The organism is Pseudomonas khavaziana (assembly GCF_036704165.1).
Taxonomy (GTDB): domain Bacteria; phylum Pseudomonadota; class Gammaproteobacteria; order Pseudomonadales; family Pseudomonadaceae; genus Aquipseudomonas; species Aquipseudomonas khavaziana.
The window spans coordinates 649,350-667,234 of the sequence record NZ_CP129946.1; the positions used below are offsets into that span (position 1 = coordinate 649,350).

A 17,885-nucleotide genomic window follows, 5' to 3' on the forward strand; every position below is an offset into this window, starting at 1 on the left:
TAATCTGATCGTTGAGCTCAGCGCACCCGCACGTAAGTGCCTGGCGCCGCTTCCATCGGTGGGTAGTTCTGGTTGCCCAGGGCGGTGAGGGTCTGGCGTTGTACACCGGAGCGCTGCTGCACCCACGCCAGCCACTGCGGCCACCAACTGCCTTCGACGTGCTGGGCGTCGTAGTACCAGGCGCGAGGGTCGCTGCTCAGCTTGAGGTTTTCGACGTAGTTGGCCTTGGAGTTGCCCGGCGGGTTGAGGATGCTCTGGATATGCCCGCTGTTGGACAGTACAAAGCGCCGCTCGCCGCCCAGCAACTGGGTTGAGCGATACACCGCGTCCCAGGGCGTGATGTGGTCGTTGATCCCGGCCACGCTGAAACTGTCCACCGTGACTTTGCGTAGGTCGATGGGGGTGCCACACACTTCCAGCCCGCCGGGATGGCTCAGCGGGTTGTGCTTGAAGAAGTCCAGCAGGTCGCCGTGCAAGGCGGCAGGCAGGCGTGTGTTGTCGTTGTTCCAGTACAGGATGTCGAAGGCCGGTGGCTCCTTGCCCAACAGGTAATTGTTGATCCAGTAGCTCCAGATCAGGTCGTTGGGGCGCATCCATGCAAACACCTTGGCCATGTCGCGGCCGTCCAGCACGCCTTGCTGATAGGAGCGGCGCTTGGCAGCTTCCAGGGTCTGCTCATCGGCAAACAAGGTCGCGGGGCTGTCGATCTGGCTGTCCAGCAGGCTCACCAGGTAGCTGGCGCTGGAGATACGCCGCAACTGGCGCTTGGCTTGCAGGTGGCCTTGCAGGGCAGCGATGGTCAGGCCACCGGCGCAGGCGCCCATCAGGTTGACCTCGCGTGCGCCGCTGATCGCCCGGCAGACGTTGAGCGCTTCTTCAAGCGCGGCCACGTAGGTGGACAGGCCCCATTCGCGATGACGCACATCCGGGTTGCGCCAACTGACCATGAACGTCTGCAGCCCGTTTTTCAGGGCGTATTGCACAAAACTGTTGGCCGGGCTCAGGTCGAAGATGTAGTACTTGTTGATTTGCGGCGGCACCACCAGCAGCGGCTTGGCGTACTGTTTTTCGCTCATGGGCTTGTACTGGATCAACTCCAGCAACTCGTTGCGAAACACTACCGAGCCGGGCGTGGTCGCTACTGTCTTGCCCACTTCGAAGGCGTGCTTGCTGACCTGGCGCGGCAGGCCATCGTTGTGCAGCAGGTCTTCGAAGAGGTTGCTCACACCGCGCACTACACTGCTTCCACCGGAGTTGAGCAGTTCCTTGATCGCCAGTGGGTTGAGCAGGGTGTTGGAAGGGGAAACGGCATCGTTGAGCAGGGCGAAGGCGAACTGTGCGCGGGTGCGATCATCGTCACTGAGGTTGCTGTCATCGATCCAGTGCAGCGTCTGCTTCTGCCAGCTCAGATACGCTTGCAAGCTGCGTCGGTACAGCGGGTTGAGTTTCCAGGTGGGGTCACTGAAGCGATTGTCCTTGGGGTTGGGCTCGTGCACGGTTTCACCCAGCAGCACGCGGCCCAGTTGGCCGCCCAAGGCTAGGGCGTGGCGGGCGGTGTGGATCGGGTTGCGCAGGCCGTGCGCCGCGACGGTGCGCAGGGTCGATAGTAGATCGCGCCCCCTGAGGCCGGTGATCGCATTTTGCGCGTTGATGAACGCAGCAGGGGTGGGCGCCGGGTTCGTCACGGGTCTTTCTCGCATGAGCCAACACTCCTTCGTCAAGACATCAAGCAGGCACGCCAATCCAGAACCTTAGTCGGTTTCTGGCAAGTTGCGCGTTGGTGTGATCCTTCACACCGCCGGTCGCGGATGTATCACAGCGCGCAGGCGCTCCTCCTCGAGAAACTTCATGATGATCGGCGCCACGGCTTCGGCCCGGGTGATCAGGAACAGGTGGCCGTCATCGATGATGTGCAACTGCGCATTCGGGATGCGCCAGGCCAGCATGCGCATGTTGATCAGCGGGATCAGCGGGTCATCGTCACCGGCCAGCACCAGGGTGGGCTGGCGGATCTTGTGCAGCCAATGAATGCTGGTCCAGCCAAGCCCGGCGAACAATTGCCAGTAGTAACCCAGCTTGCCGGCCGAGCGTACTTTGCTCGCGTGTTCGGCGGCCAGGTTCGAATCGCGGCGGAACGAGCCGCCATAAATCATCGGAGCAATGCGCACCACATGGGAGGGTTGGATATAACGCCGAGGGCTGGCCATCAGCCACAGAACCTTGGGCTTGCCGGGGACCATAAAGGCCCCGGCCGCCGTGGCCGCCAGGATCAGCTTCTTGCAGCGTTCCGGGTAGTCATAGGCGAACTGCTGCGCCAGCGCGCCGCCCCAGGACACACCCACGGCGTTCACCTGGCCGTAGTCGAGGTAATCGAGCATACGCGCGGTGAGTTTGGCCAGGCCGGGGAAGCGATAGGGCCGGTTTGGCGTCGAGGAACCGCCAACGCCGGGTACATCGAACGCAATCACTTCCAGGTCCGGGTCCAGGGCCTGGACGAACGGGAACACCAGCTCAAGGTTGGCGCCGATGCCGTTGAAGACCAGCAGCGGCGTCAAGTGGGGCTTGCCCGGGCGCACCGCGGTACGGATGGTCTGGCCATCCAGGTCGATGGTACGGAAGATGAACGGTTGCGGCATGCTCAAGCCCTGTGAAGTGTTACAGGAGGAATACGGTCAAAATGTGGGAGGGGGCTTGCTCCCGATGGCGGTGTGTCATTGAGCACACCTGACACTGATCCATCCCTATCGGGAAGCCCCCTCCCACATTTGGATCTCATTCCAATCTACCGTTCATGTACATAGGTACCTGGCGCCGCTTCGGCGGCGGCATAGGTTTTACTGCCCAATGTCGCCGGGGCTTTCTTCAATTTGCCCGCCCGCTCTGCCTGCCACACCTGCCAATGCAGCCACCACGAATCGGTGTGCTTGGTGGCGTTCTCCTGCCACTCCAGTGCGCTGCCCGCCAAGCCCTCGCTGGTCTGGTAGCGCGCCTTGGGGTTGCCCGGCGGGTTGAGGATGCTCTGGATATGCCCGCTGCTGGACAACACAAACTCGACCTTGCCGCCAAACAACTGCGCCGACTTGTAGCAGGACTGCCACGGCGTGATGTGATCGTTGGTGCCGGCCAGGGCGTAGACATCGGCGGTGACCTGCTTGAGGTCGATGGGCGTGCCGCACACTTCAAGGGCGTTGGCGCGTACCAGTGGGTTGTTCTTGAACAGTTCGATCAGGTCGCCATGGAAAGCGGCCGGCAAGCGGGTGGTGTCGTTGTTCCAGAACAGGATGTCGAACACCGGCGGCTCGTTGCCCAATAGGTAGTTATTGACCCAATAGTTCCAGATCAGGTCGTTGGGGCGCATCCAGGCGAACACCTTGGCCATGTCGCGGCCTTCCAGCACGCCGGCCTGGTAGGAATGGCGCTTGGCCGCCTCCAGAGTCTGCTCGTCGACAAACAGCGCCACCTGGGTGTCCAGGGTAGTGTCCAGCACGCTCACCAGCAGGGTCAGGGCATTGACCTTCTTTTCCCCCAGCGCCGCGTAGTGGCCCAGCAGCGCGGTGCAGGTGATGCCCCCGGAGCAGGCGCCGAGCATATTCACGTCCTTGCTGCCGGTAATCGCCGTGACCACATCGACCGCTTCCTTGAGCGCCTCGATATAAGTCGACAGACCCCACTCGCGCTGGGCCTTGGTGGGGTTGCGCCAGCTGACGATAAACGTCTGCTGCCCATTGCGCAGGCAGAAGCGCGCCAGGCTCTTATCCGGGCACAGGTCGAATATGTAGAATTTGTTGATCTGCGGCGGCACCACCAGCAGTGGGCGCTCGTGTACTTGCTCGGTGGTGGGCTTGTATTGGATCAGCTCCAGCACATCGTTGCGAAACACCACCGCGCCTTCGCTGGTGCCCAACGTCTTGCCGACTTCAAAGGCGCCCATGTTGACCTGGCTCGGCATGCCGCCGTTATGCACCATGTCCTTGGCCAGGTGGGACAAGCCGTCGAGCAGGCTTTTACCGCCGGTTTCAAAGAAGCGCTTGACCGCCGCCGGGTTGGCCGCGCTATTGGTGGGGGCCATGGCTTCGGTCATCAGGTTGATCACGAAATGGCCGCGGCTGATGTCCTGTGCCGACAGGCTGCTGTCGTCGATCCAGTCGTGGAGTTCCTTGCGCCACGCCAGGTAAGTCTGCAGGTAGCGTTTGTAGAGCGGGTTCTGGCTCCAGGCCGGGTCGTTGAAGCGACGGTCGTCGCCCTCGGGTACCAGTGGGGATTTGCCGAACATCACATTCTTCAATTCGACGCCAAAGTGGGCGACGTGCTTGACGCTGTGCAACGGTTGCTTGATGGCTTGGGTCAGCACCATCCTGGCCGAGGCCAATAAATCCTTTTTGCGTAACGCGATGATCGGGTTCAGCCCCAAGGTGTTTTCCGACGCCTGGCGTTTCAAGTCATCGTTATTCTTGTTACTCATCTACGACGCTCCATTGTCCGAAAGACGAGTACCGGCGATTGCTGCGCACCCAATTTCGATACACGACACCAGCCTGGTACTGCGACCCGGGTGACCGTTGATACCGCATCGTCAAATGCAGGGAACTTGCCAGTTCCATTGGTTACCCGAGTTTATTTTTTTTCGCAAGCAGGCCGATCATTGGCCTCGCGACAGGGCATTCAAGCAGATGAAATTAGAAAATGCCCTCTAAAGAGCAAGACGCCTGGGCTAGAGCATCAGCCGCACGACCGACTGGTTCGGGTCGCGGGTTTTTCCGGCCGCTTTGAGCTCGGCCAGGTAATCGCTCCACAGTGCGTCCTGACGTACGGCCAGTTGGTAGAGGTAGTCCCAGGTGAACAGTCCACTGTCATGGCCGTCGTCGAAGGTCAATTTCAGTGCGTACTGGCCGGCCGGTTCGACCTTGTTCAACCTGACGTTGAGCTTGCCGAATTGCAGGATGGGTTTGCCGTGGCCCTGGACCTCGGCGGAAGGCGAGTGCACCCGCAGGAATTCGGCGGGCAGTTGGTAGGTTTCATCCGGACCGTAAGTCAGGCCAAGGGTATTGGAGGTTTTATGCAGGTTTACTGCGCTAGGAAACTTGGCCATATGGGATGCTCCTGAATAAACCGGCTTAAATGTGGGAGGGGGCTTGCTCCCGATGGCGGTGTGTCAGTCAGCTCATCTGATACTGATACACCGCCATCGGGAGCAAGCCCCCTCTCACATTTGAAGCAAAGCAGTTCGGTGTGAGTTTTACAGAATATACCGCGACAGATCTTCGTTCTGCGCCAATTCGCCCAGGTGGCTGTTGACGTAGTCAGCATCGATCTGGATCGCTTCGCCATTCTGCGCACCGGCCATGTCACCAGCACTGAACGACACTTCCTCAAGCAGGCGCTCAAGCAGGGTATGCAGGCGACGGGCACCAATGTTCTCGGTCTTCTCGTTGACCTGCCAGGCGATTTCCGCCAAACGCTTGATGCCGTCGGCCTGGAACTCGATACCCAGGCCCTCGGTTTTCAGCAGCTCACGGTATTGCTCGGTGAGCGATGCGTGGGGTTCGCTGAGGATGCGCTCGAAGTCGCCCGGGGTCAGCGCCTTGAGTTCCACGCGAATCGGCAGGCGGCCTTGCAGCTCGGGCACCAGGTCGCTTGGCTTGCTCAGGTGGAAGGCGCCGGAGGCAATAAACAGGATGTGGTCGGTCTTGACCATGCCCAGCTTGGTGTTGACTGTGCATCCCTCGATCAGCGGCAGCAGGTCGCGCTGCACGCCTTCACGGGAGACATCGACGCCGCCGGAGTTGCCGCGCTTGGCCACCTTATCGATCTCATCGATAAACACGATGCCATGCTGCTCAACGGCTTCCAGTGCCTTGGCCTTGAGTTCTTCCTCATTGACCAGGCGCCCGGCTTCTTCGTCGCGCACCAGCTTGAGCGCTTCCTTGACCTTGAGCTTGCGGCTCTTCTTCTTGCCCTTGCCCATGTTGGCGAACAGGTTCTGCAACTGGCTGGTCATTTCTTCCATGCCCGGCGGAGCGGAAATATCCACACCGGACACTTCGGCCACTTCGATCTCGATTTCCTTGTCATCCAGCTGGCCTTCACGCAGACGCTTGCGGAACAGTTGGCGGGTGTTGGAATCCGAGGACGATGCGGCGTCTTCGTTGAAACCCATGCGTGCCGGTGGCAGCAGGGCATCGAGGATGCGTTCTTCAGCGGCATCTTCGGCGCGGTGGCTGACCTTGGTCACTTCCTGTTCGCGCAGCATCTTCAGGGCAGCATCGGCCAGGTCACGAATGATCGACTCGACGTCGCGGCCCACATAGCCGACTTCGGTGAATTTGGTCGCTTCCACCTTGATGAACGGGGCATTGGCCAACTTGGCCAGACGTCGGGCGATTTCGGTTTTACCGACACCGGTCGGGCCGATCATCAGGATGTTCTTGGGCGTTACTTCAACGCGCAGTTCTTCCGGCAGTTGCATCCGGCGCCAGCGGTTACGCAGGGCGATGGCAACGGCGCGCTTGGCATCGTCCTGGCCGATGATATGGCGATTGAGTTCATGGACGATTTCGCGGGGAGTCATGGACATAGTTGTTTGGCGGCCTCAAGCGAGAATAAGCCTAAGGCTTACTCGGCGAGGTCCTGCTCCTCAATGGTCTGGTTGTGGTTGGTGAACACGCAGATATCGCCGGCGATGCCCAGGGCGGTCTCGACGATTTCCCGGGCCGACAGGTCGGTTTTCTTCAGCAACGCACTGGCCGCAGCCTGGGCGTAGCCACCGCCGGAACCCATGGCGATCAAGCCGTGCTCAGGTTCTACCACGTCGCCATTGCCGGTGATGATCAGGGAAGCGTCTTTGTTGGCGACGGCAAGCATGGCTTCAAGGCGGCTGAGGGAGCGGTCGGTGCGCCATTCCTTGGCCAGTTCGACAGCGGCGCGCACCAGGTGGCCCTGATGTTTCTCAAGCTGGCCTTCGAAGCGTTCGAAGAGGGTAAAGGCGTCGGCGGTAGCGCCTGCGAAACCGGCAAGTACCTGGCCGTGGTACAGGCGACGCACTTTTTTCGCGTTGCCTTTCATCACGGTGTTGCCCAGGGAAACCTGGCCGTCGCCGCCCATGACAACTTTGCCGTGGCGACGTACTGAAACGATGGTGGTCAAGGGGAGAGTCTCCACGCAGCGGGGCGAAAATGCCCTGATGGAAACTCATATGGGGGTGGCGGTGGGGATTTCAACCGTAGGACCGGTGTGCGGACGAGCGGTGTTATTGATCCGACACCTATCCAAGAACACCGCAAAACCAAATGTGGGAGGGGGCTTGCTCCCGATGGCGGTGTATCAGTCGCCGGATATGCTGACTGGTCCACCGCCATTGGAAGCAAGCCCCCTCCCACATTAGTCCTGCTATGCCTTCGGAATCAGCGACTCTGGCGCTGTTGTAACAACAGGTTGCTGAACCCGGCGCCAGCCAATTGTTTCTGCGCCACGGTTAATTGCTCACGGTTGCTGAACGGCCCTACCAATACGCGATACCAGGTCGCTTCCTTCACCGTGCCGGATTCCACCGTCACCGACTGGCCCAACAGGATGATCTGCGCACGCACGCGATCGGCATCCGCCTGTTTCGGGAACGAGCCCGCCTGCAGGAAGAACTTGGTCACCGGCGCGGCCTTGGTGGCAGCGACCGGCGGTGGTGGTGGCGGCGTGATCCCGGCCAGTGCAGCCTGGGCCCGGGCCGTGTCGATTTTCGCGGCTTCCGCAGGTGTCACCGGCGTGGTTGGCACTTGCGGCGTCGGCAGGGTTTTCTCCGGCACGGCCTCGGGTGGCACGATCACTTCCGATTCCGGCAGCAGGGTGTAGAAGTCGTACTTTGGCTTCACCGGTGCAGTCGGGCTCGGCGCGGTCTTGTTGGCCTCGGCGATTTTTGTGGCTTTCTGCTGCTCCTGTTTGACGCGCTTGACGTCATCGCCCTGACCGGGTTCAAGCTTCATCAAAAATACGATGAATGCACCGACCGTGAGGCCGATAGCCATCCACAGCCAGCCCGGAATCGGCTGTTTCGCCGGGGCCTGGTAGCGGCTGGCGCCGCGCTTGGGTGCAGGTTTTTTCTTGGCAGCCAACTTACATACGCTCCAGAGTTTCCAGGCCCAAGAGTTCCAGGCCTTGCTTGAGGGTGCGTCCAGCCAGGGCGGCGAGGCGCAGGCGACTTTGTTTCTGGGCTTCGTCGTCGGCGGTCAGGATCGGGCAGTTCTCGTAGAAACTGGAGAACAACCCGGCCACTTCGTACAAATAGGTGCACAGGATATGCGGTGTGCCTTTCTCGCCGACGCTGTTGAGCACTTCGCCGAACTGCGCCAGCTTGGCGGCCAGTTCCTGTTCATGGGCGGCATCCAGCACGATCTGGCCTTCGACTTCGCTGAAGTCCTTGCCCAGCTTGCGGAACACACCCGCCACGCGGGTGTAGGCGTACAGCAGGTACGGCGCGGTGTTGCCTTCGAAATTGAGCATCAGGTCGAAGTTGAAGCTGTAGTCGCTGGTGCGGTGTTTGGACAGGTCGGCATATTTCACCGCGCCAATGCCTACCACGCGGGCGATGTTGCGCAGGTCGGCCTCGGCCAATTCCGGGTTCTTTTCCTTCACCAGGTTGTAGGCACGTTCCTGGGCCTCGGTGAGCAGGTCGATCAGCTTCACGGTGCCGCCGTCGCGGGTCTTGAACGGGCGGCCATCGGCGCCGTTCATGGTGCCGAAACCCATGTGTTCCATATGCATCGGGTGGGTGACGAAACCGGCACGGCGGGCCACTTCGAACACTTGCTGGAAGTGCAGGGCCTGGCGCTGGTCAACGAAGTACAGCGCACGGTCGGCCTTGAGCACGCCGCTGCGATAGCGCACGGCGGCCAGGTCGGTGGTGGCGTAGAGGTAGCCGCCATCGGCCTTGACGATGATCACCGGCAGCGGTTCGCCGTCGGCGGTCTTGAATTCTTCAAGGAACACGCACTGCGCGCCGTTGCTCTCCACCAGCAGGCCCCTGGCCTTGAGGTCGTTGACTACGTTGATCAGGTCGTCGTTGTAGGCGCTTTCGCCCATCACGTCGGCCATGGTCAGTTTCACGTTGAGCAGCTCGTAGATTTCCTGGCAGTGGGACAGGGAGATTTCCCGGAAGCGGTTCCACAGCGCCAGGCACTCCTCATCGCCCGCTTGCAGCTTGACCACCAGGCCACGGGCGCGGTCGGCGAACTCTTCGGATTCGTCGAAACGCTTCTTGGCGGCGCGGTAGAAGTTTTCCAGGTCGGCCAACTCGTTGCTGGTGATCGGGTTTTCCTGCAGGTAGGCCATCAGCATGCCGAACTGGGTGCCCCAGTCGCCCACATGGTTCTGGCGGATCACCGTATCGCCGAGGAACTCCAGGACCCGGGCCACGCCGTCACCGATGATGGTGGAGCGCAGGTGGCCAACGTGCATTTCCTTGGCCAGGTTCGGCGCCGACAGGTCGATGACCACGCGCTGGGCAGCACCAGCCTTGTGCGCGCCGATGTTGGCGTCGGCCAGGGCAGCGTCCAGGCGCGACGCCAGGGCCTGGGTGTTCTGGAAGAAATTGATAAAGCCCGGGCCGGCGATTTCGGCCTTGGTGACACTGGCGTCAGCCGGCAGCGCGGCAATGATTTTTTCCGCCAGGTCGCGGGGTTTCATACCGGCCGGCTTGGACAGCATCATCGCGATATTGCTGGCGAAGTCGCCGTGGGTCTTGTCGCGGGTGTTCTCCACCTGGATCGCCGGCGACAGGCCTTCAGGCAACACACCTTCGTTGACGAGTTGGGTGAGGGCTTGTTGGATCAGCTGGCGAATGGTGTCTTTCATGGTGTTCTCTTTCGACCGCAAGCGGCGGCGCGCGATGCGCAGGTGGAAAAACTCGGCATTATCCGTGGCGAGGGCGGGCTTGCCAACCGTTCCGGACCTGTGGAGCAGTTTGTAGGAGCGAGCTTGCTCGCGAAAATCGTCAACGATAACGCGGGCTTCCTGATTTAACGCGGTGTTCTTGAGTTTTTCGCGAGCAAGCTCGCTCCTACAGTGTTGGGTGGATCAGTACAAATCTACAGGGTCTACATCCAGTGACCATCGCACTTGTCGGCCGCTGGGCATTTGCTCCAGCTCAAGCATCCAGCGACTTAATAACCGATGCAGCGGCGCACGGGAGGTTGCCTGCAAGAGTAGCTGAGCGCGATAACGTCCGGCGCGACGCTCCATGGGCGCGGGTACCGGCCCGAGCAATTCGATGCCGCTCAGACTCAATTCACCCAGCAAACGTTCGGCGGTACTGCAAGCTTCATCCAGGAAACCTTCGGCTTGTCCCGGCTTATGCGCCTCGGCACGCAACAACGCCAGGTGTGCAAAGGGCGGCAGGCCAGCGGCGCGGCGTTCACTCAAGGCCTGCTCGGCGAAGGCGAAGTAGCCTTGTTCCGTCAGCTGAATCAGTAATGGATGGTCGGCCAGGTGCGTCTGGATAATCACCTTGCCCGGCTCTTCGGCCCGTCCGGCGCGCCCTGCCACCTGCACGATCAACTGCGCCATGCGTTCGCTGGCGCGGAAATCCCCAGAGAACAACCCGCCGTCGGCATCCAGGATCGACACCAGGGTCACCCGTGGGAAGTGATGCCCTTTGGCAAGCATCTGCGTGCCCACCAGGATGCACGGCTGACCTTTCTGGATGGTGGCGAACAACTGGTTCATCGCGTCTTTGCGCGAGGTGCTGTCGCGGTCGACCCGCAGCACCGGGTAATCCGGAAACAGAATGCCCAGGCGCTCCTCGGCGCGCTCGGTGCCAGCCCCTACCGGGCGCAGATCCACCTTGCCGCACTGCGGACAATGGCGCGGCACCCGTTCCACATGGCCGCAGTGGTGGCAACGCAGTTCGCCATAGCGCTGGTGCACGGTCATGCGTGCATCGCAGCGTTCGCATCCGGACATCCAGCCGCAGTCATGGCACAGCAGTGTGGGGGCAAAGCCGCGGCGATTGAGAAACACCAACACCTGCTGGCCGGCGGCAAGGGTCTGGCCGATGGCCTGTTGCATCGGACCGGAGATACCACTGTCCAGCGGGCGGCTCTTTACGTCCAGGCGCAGGAAGCGTGGTTGCTTGGCGCCGCCGGCGCGCTCGTTCAGGCGTAGCAGGCCGTAACGGCCGGTGTAGGCGTTGTGCAGGCTTTCCAGGGATGGTGTGGCCGAACCCAGCACAATCGGGATGTCTTCCTGGCGTGCGCGCACCAGTGCCAGGTCGCGGGCGTGGTAGCGCAGGCCTTCCTGCTGTTTATAGGAACCGTCGTGCTCCTCGTCGATGATGATCAGCCCGGGGTTCTTCATCGGGGTGAACAGCGCCGAACGGGTGCCGATAATAATGTCGGCCTCACCGTCCCGCGCCGCCAGCCACGACTCCAGGCGCTCACGGTCATTGACCGCCGAGTGCACCAGGGCAATGCGGGCGTTGAAGCGCTGTTCGAAACGCGCCAGGGTCTGTGGGCCCAGGTTGATCTCGGGGATCAGCACCAGCGCCTGCTTGCCGGCCTGCAGGGTTTCGCGGATCAGTTGCAGATACACTTCGGTCTTGCCACTGCCGGTGACGCCGGCCAGCAGGAACGCATGGAAGCTGTCGAACCCTGCGCGAATTGCCTCGTACGCGGCGCGTTGCTCGGGGTTCAGCGGCAATTCCGGTTGGGCCAGCCAGTGTTCGTGGCGCGGGTCCGGAGCGTGCTTGCGGATTTCCACCTGCACCAGGCCCTTGGCCAACAGCAGGTCGAGGCTGTCTTTGCTCAGCATCAGCTTGCTTAACAGCTGATGGGCGACGCCATGGGGATGCTGGGCCAAGGTGGCCAGGGCTTCACGCTGGCGCGGGGCGCGGGCGATGCGTGGGTCGTCCAGGCGCGCGCCAGGCGTCATCGACCAGAAGCGCTCCTGGCGTGCTTCTGCCAGTTCGCCCTGGCGCAGCAGCACCGGCAGCGCCCAACTCAAGGTGTCGCCCAGGCTGTGCTGGTAATACTGAGCGGTCCACAGGCACAGCTTGAACAGCTCGGGCGGCAGCGGTGGCGTGGCGTCGAGGATGGCCAGCGCCGGCTTGAGTTTCTCCGCCGGGACTTCGCTGTGATCGGTGACCTCCACCAGAATGCCGATCATCTCACGCCGCCCAAACGGCACGCGCACGCGCATGCCTGGCCGCAACTGCGCCCGCAGCACGCCGGCCGGAGCCCGGTAATCGAACAGGCGGCGCAGGGGCGAGGGCAGGGCTAGGCGCAAAATGGCGTCGGGCACGCGAGGGGTCTCATATAAAGGCAGGCGGTGGTGCAGGGACGCGAGCCTAGCAGAGAGGGAAGGGCTTGGGTATGCCACGGTTTTCTGATGAAAGGCGCTTTTATCTTTACAAGCAAATAGTGTTGCCGCTTGCGCGTTTAGAAAGGTCTGGTAGAATCCGCGGCCTAATTACGTGCGGTATTCGACAATAGTGTCGAGTGGCGGCACGCTAGCCCGAGGAAGTGCCATGAAAGCCGATATCCATCCAGCGTACGAAACCATCGAAGTCACCTGCAGCTGCGGCAACAAGTTCGAAACCCGTTCGAACCTGTGCAAGCCACTGGGTACTGACGTATGCAACGAGTGCCACCCGTTCTACACCGGTAAGCAGAAAACTCTGGACACCGGCGGCCGTGTACAGCGCTTCGCAGATCGCTTTGGTGCTTTCGGCAAGAAGCCTGCTGCTGCTACTCCAGCAGAGTAAGGTTCAAGAGCCTTATGGGCTTTTGCCAGCTGTTGAAAAAGGCGCCCCTTGTGGGCGCCTTTTTTGTGCCAGGGATTTGGCTGGCGACCGCCCGGGCCGAAGCGTTCTGCCCCGCACCGGCCGCTGTGGTGCGTGTCGAGGTGCAGCGAGTGGTGGACGGCGACACCGTGCGCCTCAAGGATGGCCGCAGCGTGCGCATGATTGGCCTCAATGCGCCGGAAACCGCCAAGAAGGGGCGCACCGACGAACCATTTGCCGTCGCCGCCCGCCAGCGTCTACAGGCGCTGGTGCGGGCCAGTGATGGGCGTGTCGGTCTGGTGCCGGGGCGCGAGGGCAAGGATCACTACGGTCGTACCCTGGCCCACCTTTACGGCGCCAACGGTGAGAACCTGGAGGCGCAATTGTTGGGCGAGGGCCTGGGTTTCCAGGTGGGCGTGGTGCCGAATGTGGACTTGGTCGCCTGCCAGCAGGCCGCCGAAAACAGCGCCCGCCAAGCGCGACTCGGCCTATGGCGCCAATCGCCGGTGCAGTCCGTGGCGCAACTCAAGCAGTCCGGGTTTGCCCTGGTCACTGGCCGGGTTACCACGATCGAGCGCAATCGCGGCGGAATCTGGATTGAATTGCAGGGTTCGCTGGTATTACGTATTGCACCCAATCTGATCAGTCGTTTCGACGCGGCCCTGCTCAAAGGTCTGCAAGGCCGCACCCTCGAGGCGCGCGGCTGGGTGCAGGATCGCTCGCGAAGCGGCGGTCTGAAAAAGGGCCAGTCACGCTGGCTGCTGCCATTGACCGACCCCAGCATGCTGAAATCAGCACCTTGAATAAAAAATTGTAGACATTTTTTATTTCGATTGTGAACAGTTGAGCCCTTGTATCCCGCGGCTCTTGGCCAAAAGTCGTAGCCCAGGGCGCTTGACACCTGTGACTGCCCAGTCTTGTAGGTAAATTGCTACGCGCGTATCCTCGGCGGTCCGTCGACCAACAGTAAAAGCGGAATGCCGATATGTCTGATTTGAAAACTGCCGCTCTCGAATATCATGCCCATCCTCGTCCAGGAAAGCTGAGTGTAGAGCTCACCAAAGCCACTGCCACTGCTCGCGACCTGTCGCTGGCCTACAGCCCTGGTGTTGCCGAGCCCGTACGTGAAATCGCCCGTGACCCAGAACTGGCGTACAAGTACACCGGCAAAGGCAACCTGGTTGCAGTGATTTCCGATGGCACCGCGATCCTTGGCCTGGGTAACCTCGGCCCATTGGCATCCAAGCCAGTCATGGAAGGTAAAGGCGTGCTGTTCAAGCGCTTTGCCGGCATTGACGTTTTCGACATCGAAGTTGACTCCGAAAGCCCGCAGGCGTTCATCGACACGGTCAAGCGCATTTCCATCACGTTCGGTGGCATCAACCTGGAAGACATCAAGGCACCTGAGTGCTTCGAGATCGAAAAGGCCCTGATCGAACAGTGCGACATTCCGGTATTCCACGATGACCAGCACGGCACTGCGATCGTTACCGCAGCCGGCATGATCAACGCCCTGGAAATCGCTGGCAAAACCCTGGGCGAGGCGAAGATTGTCTGCCTGGGCGCCGGTGCAGCAGCCATTTCCTGCATGAAACTGATCATCAGCATGGGTGCCAAGCTGGAAAACATCTACATGGTCGACAGCAAGGGCGTGATCCAGTCCGAGCGTACCGACCTGAACCAGTACAAGGCGATGTTTGCCCATCCGTCCTCCAAGCGCACCCTGGCTGACGCCCTCGACGGCGCCGACGTGTTCGTCGGCCTGTCCGGCCCGAACCTGCTGAGCGCCGAAGGCCTGAAGTCCATGGCACCGAACCCGATCGTGTTCGCCTGCTCCAACCCGGATCCGGAAATCTCGCCAGAGCTGGCCCACGCCACCCGCAGCGACGTGATCATGGCCACCGGTCGTTCGGACTACCCGAACCAGGTCAACAACGTCCTGGGCTTCCCGTTCATCTTCCGTGGTGCCCTGGACGTACGCGCCAAGCGCATCAACGAAGAAATGAAAGTGGCCGCCGCCAACGCCCTGCGTGAACTGGCCAAGCTGCCAGTGCCTCAGGACGTCTGCGACGCCTACGGTGGTGCCAAGCTGGAATTCGGTCGTGAGTACATCATCCCGAAACCAATGGATAAGCGCCTGATCACCCTGATCTCCGATGCCGTGGCCAAGGCCGCCATCGAGACCGGCGTGGCGACCCTGCCGTATCCTAAGAACTACCCGCTGCAAAGCGTGGATGATGTGTTCAACGGCTAAGCTGTTGTAGCGCACCAACAAAAAGCCCCGGCTCGAATGAGTCGGGGCTTTTTTATGGCAATTCTCTTGAAGCCGATAGAGGTCAAATGTGGGAGGGGGCTTACTCCCGATGGCGGTGTATCAGTCGCCATATTCATTGACTGACAGTCCGCCATCGGGAGCAAGCCCCCTCCCACATTTGGATCTATGTTGCGTCTTGGATCGGGTCAGAACAAATCGATCGGCGCACCTTCATCCGCCGGCAGCGGGCTGCCTGGTACAACCCCGTTGCCCAGCTCGTTGACCGATGGTGGCGTGTCTTCACTCTTGAACAGCTCGAAGTACGCATTCGGCGTACTCGGCGAAGCCGCACGGCCACTGATCGGATCAATGCGCAGGCTGAGGATGCCTTCCGGCTCCGGCTGGGTGTGCAAAGGCTTATCCTTCAAGGCCGCGCCCATGTAGCTCATCCAGATCGGCAGCGCGACGGTGCCGCCAAACTCACGGCGGCCCAGGCTTTCAGGCTGGTCGTAGCCGGTCCATACGGTGGTCACGTAGTCGCCGTTATAACCGGAGAACCAGGCGTCCTTGGATTCGTTGGTGGTACCCGTCTTGCCGGCGATGTCCGCACGGCCTAGGGCCAGGGCACGGCGGCCAGTGCCCTTCTTGATCACGTCTTGCAGGATGCTGTTAAGAATATAGGTGGTACGGCCATCCACGATGCGCTCGGCAACGGCCGGGGCTTGCGGTTCGGCGGTCGCGGGGGCGGTTGCCGCAGGCGTGGTGCCTGGCGCCGGCTCGATGGTGATGCCGCCATTGCCTGGTGCCGCGAGACCATCGGTCGCTGCCACCCCATTGACCACGTCGCCCGGCACTCGCGGTGGGTTGGCAGTGAACAGCGTGTCGCCGTTGCGGCTCTCGATCTTGTCGATCAGGTAGGGTGTGATTTTGTAGCCGCCGTTGGCAAAGGTGCTCCAGCCGGTGGCAATCTCCATTGGTGTGAGGGTCGCGGTGCCCAGGGCCAGGGACAGGTTCGGCGGCAGGTCGGACTTGGCGAAGCCAAAGCGCGTCATGTAGTCGATGGTCTTGCCCACGCCCATTGCCTGCAACAGTCGGATCGACACCAGGTTGCGCGACTTGTACAGGGCCTCGCGGATACGGATCGGGCCGAGGAAGGTGTTGGTGTCGTTCTTCGGGCGCCAGACCTTGTCCAGGTATTCATCGACAAACACGATCGGCGCGTCGTTGACCAGGCTGGCGGCGGTGTAGCCGTTGTCCAGCGCGGCGCTGTAGACGAATGGCTTGAAGCTCGAACCCGGCTGGCGCTTGGCCTGGGTGGCGCGGTTGTAGTTGCTCTGCTCGAAGGCAAAGCCGCCGACCAATGCACGGATCGCACCGTTCTGCGGGTCCAGGGACACCAGGGCGCCCTGGGCGACCGGGACCTGGCTGAACTTGAGGCTGTCATCCGTCTGGCGTTGCACACGGATCAAATCGCCCACCTGGGCCACGTCGGACGGCTGCTTGGGCATTGGCCCCATGCTGTTGGTATTCAGGAATGGGCGCGCCCATTTCATGCTGTCCCAAGCCACATGGGCCTCGCCGGTGCGGGTCAGCACCTGTATGCCGTCTTTCATTACTTGGATGACAATGGCCGGTTCCAGACCGCTGATCGAGCGCTGCTTGCCCAGCTCGGTGGTCCAGGCACTCAGGGTCTTGCCGGGCTGGCGCGATTCGGGACCGCGGTAGCCGTGACGCTGGTCGTAGGTGATCAGGCCTTCGTGCACCGAGTGGTTGGCGATTTCCTGCAAATTGCTCGGAACCGTCGTGGTCACCCGGAAGCCTTCAGTGTAGGCGTCGCTGCCATAGCGGCCGACCATCTCGGCGCGGGCCATTTCGGCGATATACGGCGCATTCACTTCCGGCGTCGGCACGTGATAACTGGCGTTCAGCGGCTCGGCTACAGCGCTTTCGTAGGCGGCCTGGTCGATCTTGCCCAGCTTGTACATGCGCCCCAGGATCCAGTCGCGCCGCTCTTTACTGCGCGCCGGGTTGGCCAGCGGGTTAAAGCGCGACGGGGCCTTGGGCAGGCCGGCAATCATGGCCATCTGCGCCAGGCTGGCGTCGCGGATCGACTTGCCATAGTAAACCTGGGAGGCGGCCTCGATGCCGTAGGCGCGGTTGCCCAGGTAGATCTTGTTGACGTACAGCTCAAGGATTTCGTCCTTGGTCAGCTGACGTTCGATCTGCAACGCCAGCAGGATCTCGGTGGCCTTGCGGGAAAAACTGCGCTCGCTGGTGAGGAAGAAGTTCTTCGCCACCTGCATGGTGATGGTGCTGCCGCCGGATTGAATGTGTCCGCTTTTTACCAGCTGTGTGGCCGCACGCACCAGGCTGCTGGGATCGACGCCGTAGTGGTTGGCGAAATTGTCGTCTTCAGCCGACAGCAAGGCGCTGATGAAATTGGGCGGAATATCGGCGAAACGGATCGGTGTTCGGCGCATTTCGCCAAACTCCGCGATCAGTTTTTCATCGCTGCTGTAGACCCGCAAAGGAATCTGCAACTGGATACTTCTGAGGGCCTCTACGGAAGGCAAACCCGGACTAAGGTAGAGGTAGGCCCCGCTGAGTACGAGCAGCAGCCCGCAGACGATGGCGACAATGGAGTACCCGAAAAACTTCAGCAGACGAATCAAGGCTTTTGGATTTCCAGAGAAAAGAATGAGTTACGCGTCGGGTCATGCATGGCAACCAATGGTTCGACCCGGGCAGCAGATAAAAGCGGAAAAAAACGCTGGGCATTAAAGCATTTTTCGGCTTCGGGCGTCATTCACGTGCCTCGAACAAGCCGACCGAATGCAGGGCGCCTGGCAGCAATCAGGCGATATGGCA

The 17,885-nt window shown here is 61.2% G+C and carries 15 protein-coding genes; 4 read left to right on the top strand and 11 right to left on the bottom strand.

Annotation, left to right across the window (positions count from 1 at the left end; translation table 11 throughout):
* Positions 1-17: 17 nt before the first annotated feature.
* From phaC (QYQ93_RS02850) to argS, 8 genes are all read right to left on the bottom strand, one after another.
* A complete protein-coding gene (gene phaC / locus QYQ93_RS02850) occupies positions 18-1,700 on the bottom strand; it encodes a class II poly(R)-hydroxyalkanoic acid synthase (RefSeq protein WP_338476283.1) in 1,683 nt (560 codons plus the stop codon).
* A gap of 90 nt (positions 1,701-1,790) precedes the next feature.
* Positions 1,791-2,636, bottom strand: a complete 846-nt coding sequence (gene phaZ / locus QYQ93_RS02855; protein ID WP_043047247.1) for a poly(3-hydroxyalkanoate) depolymerase — start codon at positions 2,634-2,636, stop codon at positions 1,791-1,793.
* A gap of 146 nt (positions 2,637-2,782) precedes the next feature.
* Positions 2,783-4,462 (bottom strand): class II poly(R)-hydroxyalkanoic acid synthase, encoded by a 1,680-nt coding sequence (gene phaC, locus QYQ93_RS02860; protein WP_338476284.1) that lies wholly within the window; start codon positions 4,460-4,462, stop codon positions 2,783-2,785.
* A gap of 249 nt (positions 4,463-4,711) precedes the next feature.
* Positions 4,712-5,089 (bottom strand): gamma-butyrobetaine hydroxylase-like domain-containing protein, encoded by a 378-nt coding sequence (locus QYQ93_RS02865; protein ID WP_043047245.1) that lies wholly within the window; start codon positions 5,087-5,089, stop codon positions 4,712-4,714.
* A gap of 147 nt (positions 5,090-5,236) precedes the next feature.
* The gene (gene hslU, locus QYQ93_RS02870) at positions 5,237-6,574 is read right to left on the bottom strand and encodes an ATP-dependent protease ATPase subunit HslU (protein ID WP_217881257.1); all 1,338 of its coding nucleotides are present in this window, start codon (positions 6,572-6,574) and stop codon (positions 5,237-5,239) included.
* Positions 6,575-6,612: 38 nt separating this feature from the next.
* Positions 6,613-7,143 carry an ATP-dependent protease subunit HslV gene (gene hslV, locus QYQ93_RS02875; protein ID WP_003171209.1) on the bottom strand — a complete coding sequence of 177 codons (531 nt, stop codon included), beginning with the start codon at positions 7,141-7,143 and terminating at the stop codon, positions 6,613-6,615.
* Positions 7,144-7,400: 257 nt separating this feature from the next.
* Entirely contained in the window at positions 7,401-8,102 is a 702-nt protein-coding gene (locus QYQ93_RS02880; RefSeq protein WP_043047243.1) for an SPOR domain-containing protein, read from the bottom strand.
* A gap of 1 nt (position 8,103) precedes the next feature.
* Entirely contained in the window at positions 8,104-9,840 is a 1,737-nt protein-coding gene (gene argS, locus QYQ93_RS02885; protein ID WP_338476285.1) for an arginine--tRNA ligase, read from the bottom strand.
* Between argS and QYQ93_RS02890 the strand changes: the two genes are divergently transcribed.
* Positions 9,811-10,008: a hypothetical protein gene (locus QYQ93_RS02890; protein WP_124375951.1), complete on the top strand. Its 198-nt coding sequence runs from the start codon at positions 9,811-9,813 to the stop codon at positions 10,006-10,008. The genes argS and QYQ93_RS02890 overlap by 30 nt on opposite strands.
* Positions 10,009-10,062: 54 nt before the next feature.
* Here the strand turns inward: QYQ93_RS02890 and QYQ93_RS02895 are convergent, their stop codons facing one another.
* The gene (locus QYQ93_RS02895) at positions 10,063-12,282 is read right to left on the bottom strand and encodes a primosomal protein N' (RefSeq protein WP_338476286.1); all 2,220 of its coding nucleotides are present in this window, start codon (positions 12,280-12,282) and stop codon (positions 10,063-10,065) included.
* Between the two features lie 226 nt (positions 12,283-12,508).
* On the opposite strand from QYQ93_RS02895, the gene rpmE reads away from it, so the two are divergent.
* The 3 genes from rpmE (at position 12,509) to QYQ93_RS02910 (ending at position 15,017) form a co-directional block, all read left to right on the top strand.
* Entirely contained in the window at positions 12,509-12,745 is a 237-nt protein-coding gene (gene rpmE, locus QYQ93_RS02900) for a 50S ribosomal protein L31 (protein WP_003237330.1), read from the top strand.
* Positions 12,746-12,759: 14 nt separating this feature from the next.
* A complete protein-coding gene (locus tag QYQ93_RS02905) occupies positions 12,760-13,566 on the top strand; it encodes a thermonuclease family protein (protein WP_338476287.1) in 807 nt (268 codons plus the stop codon).
* A gap of 182 nt (positions 13,567-13,748) precedes the next feature.
* On the top strand, positions 13,749-15,017 hold the full coding sequence (locus tag QYQ93_RS02910) for a malic enzyme-like NAD(P)-binding protein (RefSeq protein ID WP_005784034.1): 1,269 nt from the start codon (positions 13,749-13,751) through the stop codon (positions 15,015-15,017).
* Positions 15,018-15,223: 206 nt separating this feature from the next.
* Here the strand turns inward: QYQ93_RS02910 and QYQ93_RS02915 are convergent, their stop codons facing one another.
* Together QYQ93_RS02915 and QYQ93_RS02920 are read right to left on the bottom strand one after the other, a co-directional pair.
* The gene (locus QYQ93_RS02915) at positions 15,224-17,686 is read right to left on the bottom strand and encodes a penicillin-binding protein 1A (protein ID WP_422394050.1); all 2,463 of its coding nucleotides are present in this window, start codon (positions 17,684-17,686) and stop codon (positions 15,224-15,226) included.
* Positions 17,686-17,823, bottom strand: a complete 138-nt coding sequence (locus QYQ93_RS02920) for a hypothetical protein (protein WP_161796498.1) — start codon at positions 17,821-17,823, stop codon at positions 17,686-17,688. Before QYQ93_RS02920 ends, QYQ93_RS02915 begins: the two co-directional genes overlap by 1 nt.
* Between the last annotated feature and the right edge of the window lie 62 nt (positions 17,824-17,885).

Bases quoted from the DNA above. Each gene is read 5' to 3' on its own strand.
- phaZ (WP_043047247.1), bottom strand. From the start codon at position 2,636: ATGCCGCAACCGTTCATCTTCCGTACCATCGACCTGGATGGCCAGACC.
- phaC (WP_338476284.1), bottom strand. From the start codon at position 4,462: ATGAGTAACAAGAATAACGATGACTTGAAACGCCAGGCGTCGGAAAAC.
- QYQ93_RS02910 (WP_005784034.1), top strand. From the start codon at position 13,749: ATGTCTGATTTGAAAACTGCCGCTCTCGAATATCATGCCCATCCTCGT.
- QYQ93_RS02920 (WP_161796498.1), bottom strand. From the start codon at position 17,823: ATGACGCCCGAAGCCGAAAAATGCTTTAATGCCCAGCGTTTTTTTCCG.
- phaC (WP_338476283.1), bottom strand. From the start codon at position 1,700: ATGCGAGAAAGACCCGTGACGAACCCGGCGCCCACCCCTGCTGCGTTC.
- QYQ93_RS02865 (WP_043047245.1), bottom strand. From the start codon at position 5,089: ATGGCCAAGTTTCCTAGCGCAGTAAACCTGCATAAAACCTCCAATACC.
- rpmE (WP_003237330.1), top strand. From the start codon at position 12,509: ATGAAAGCCGATATCCATCCAGCGTACGAAACCATCGAAGTCACCTGC.
- QYQ93_RS02905 (WP_338476287.1), top strand. From the start codon at position 12,760: ATGGGCTTTTGCCAGCTGTTGAAAAAGGCGCCCCTTGTGGGCGCCTTT.
- argS (WP_338476285.1), bottom strand. From the start codon at position 9,840: ATGAAAGACACCATTCGCCAGCTGATCCAACAAGCCCTCACCCAACTC.
- hslU (WP_217881257.1), bottom strand. From the start codon at position 6,574: ATGTCCATGACTCCCCGCGAAATCGTCCATGAACTCAATCGCCATATC.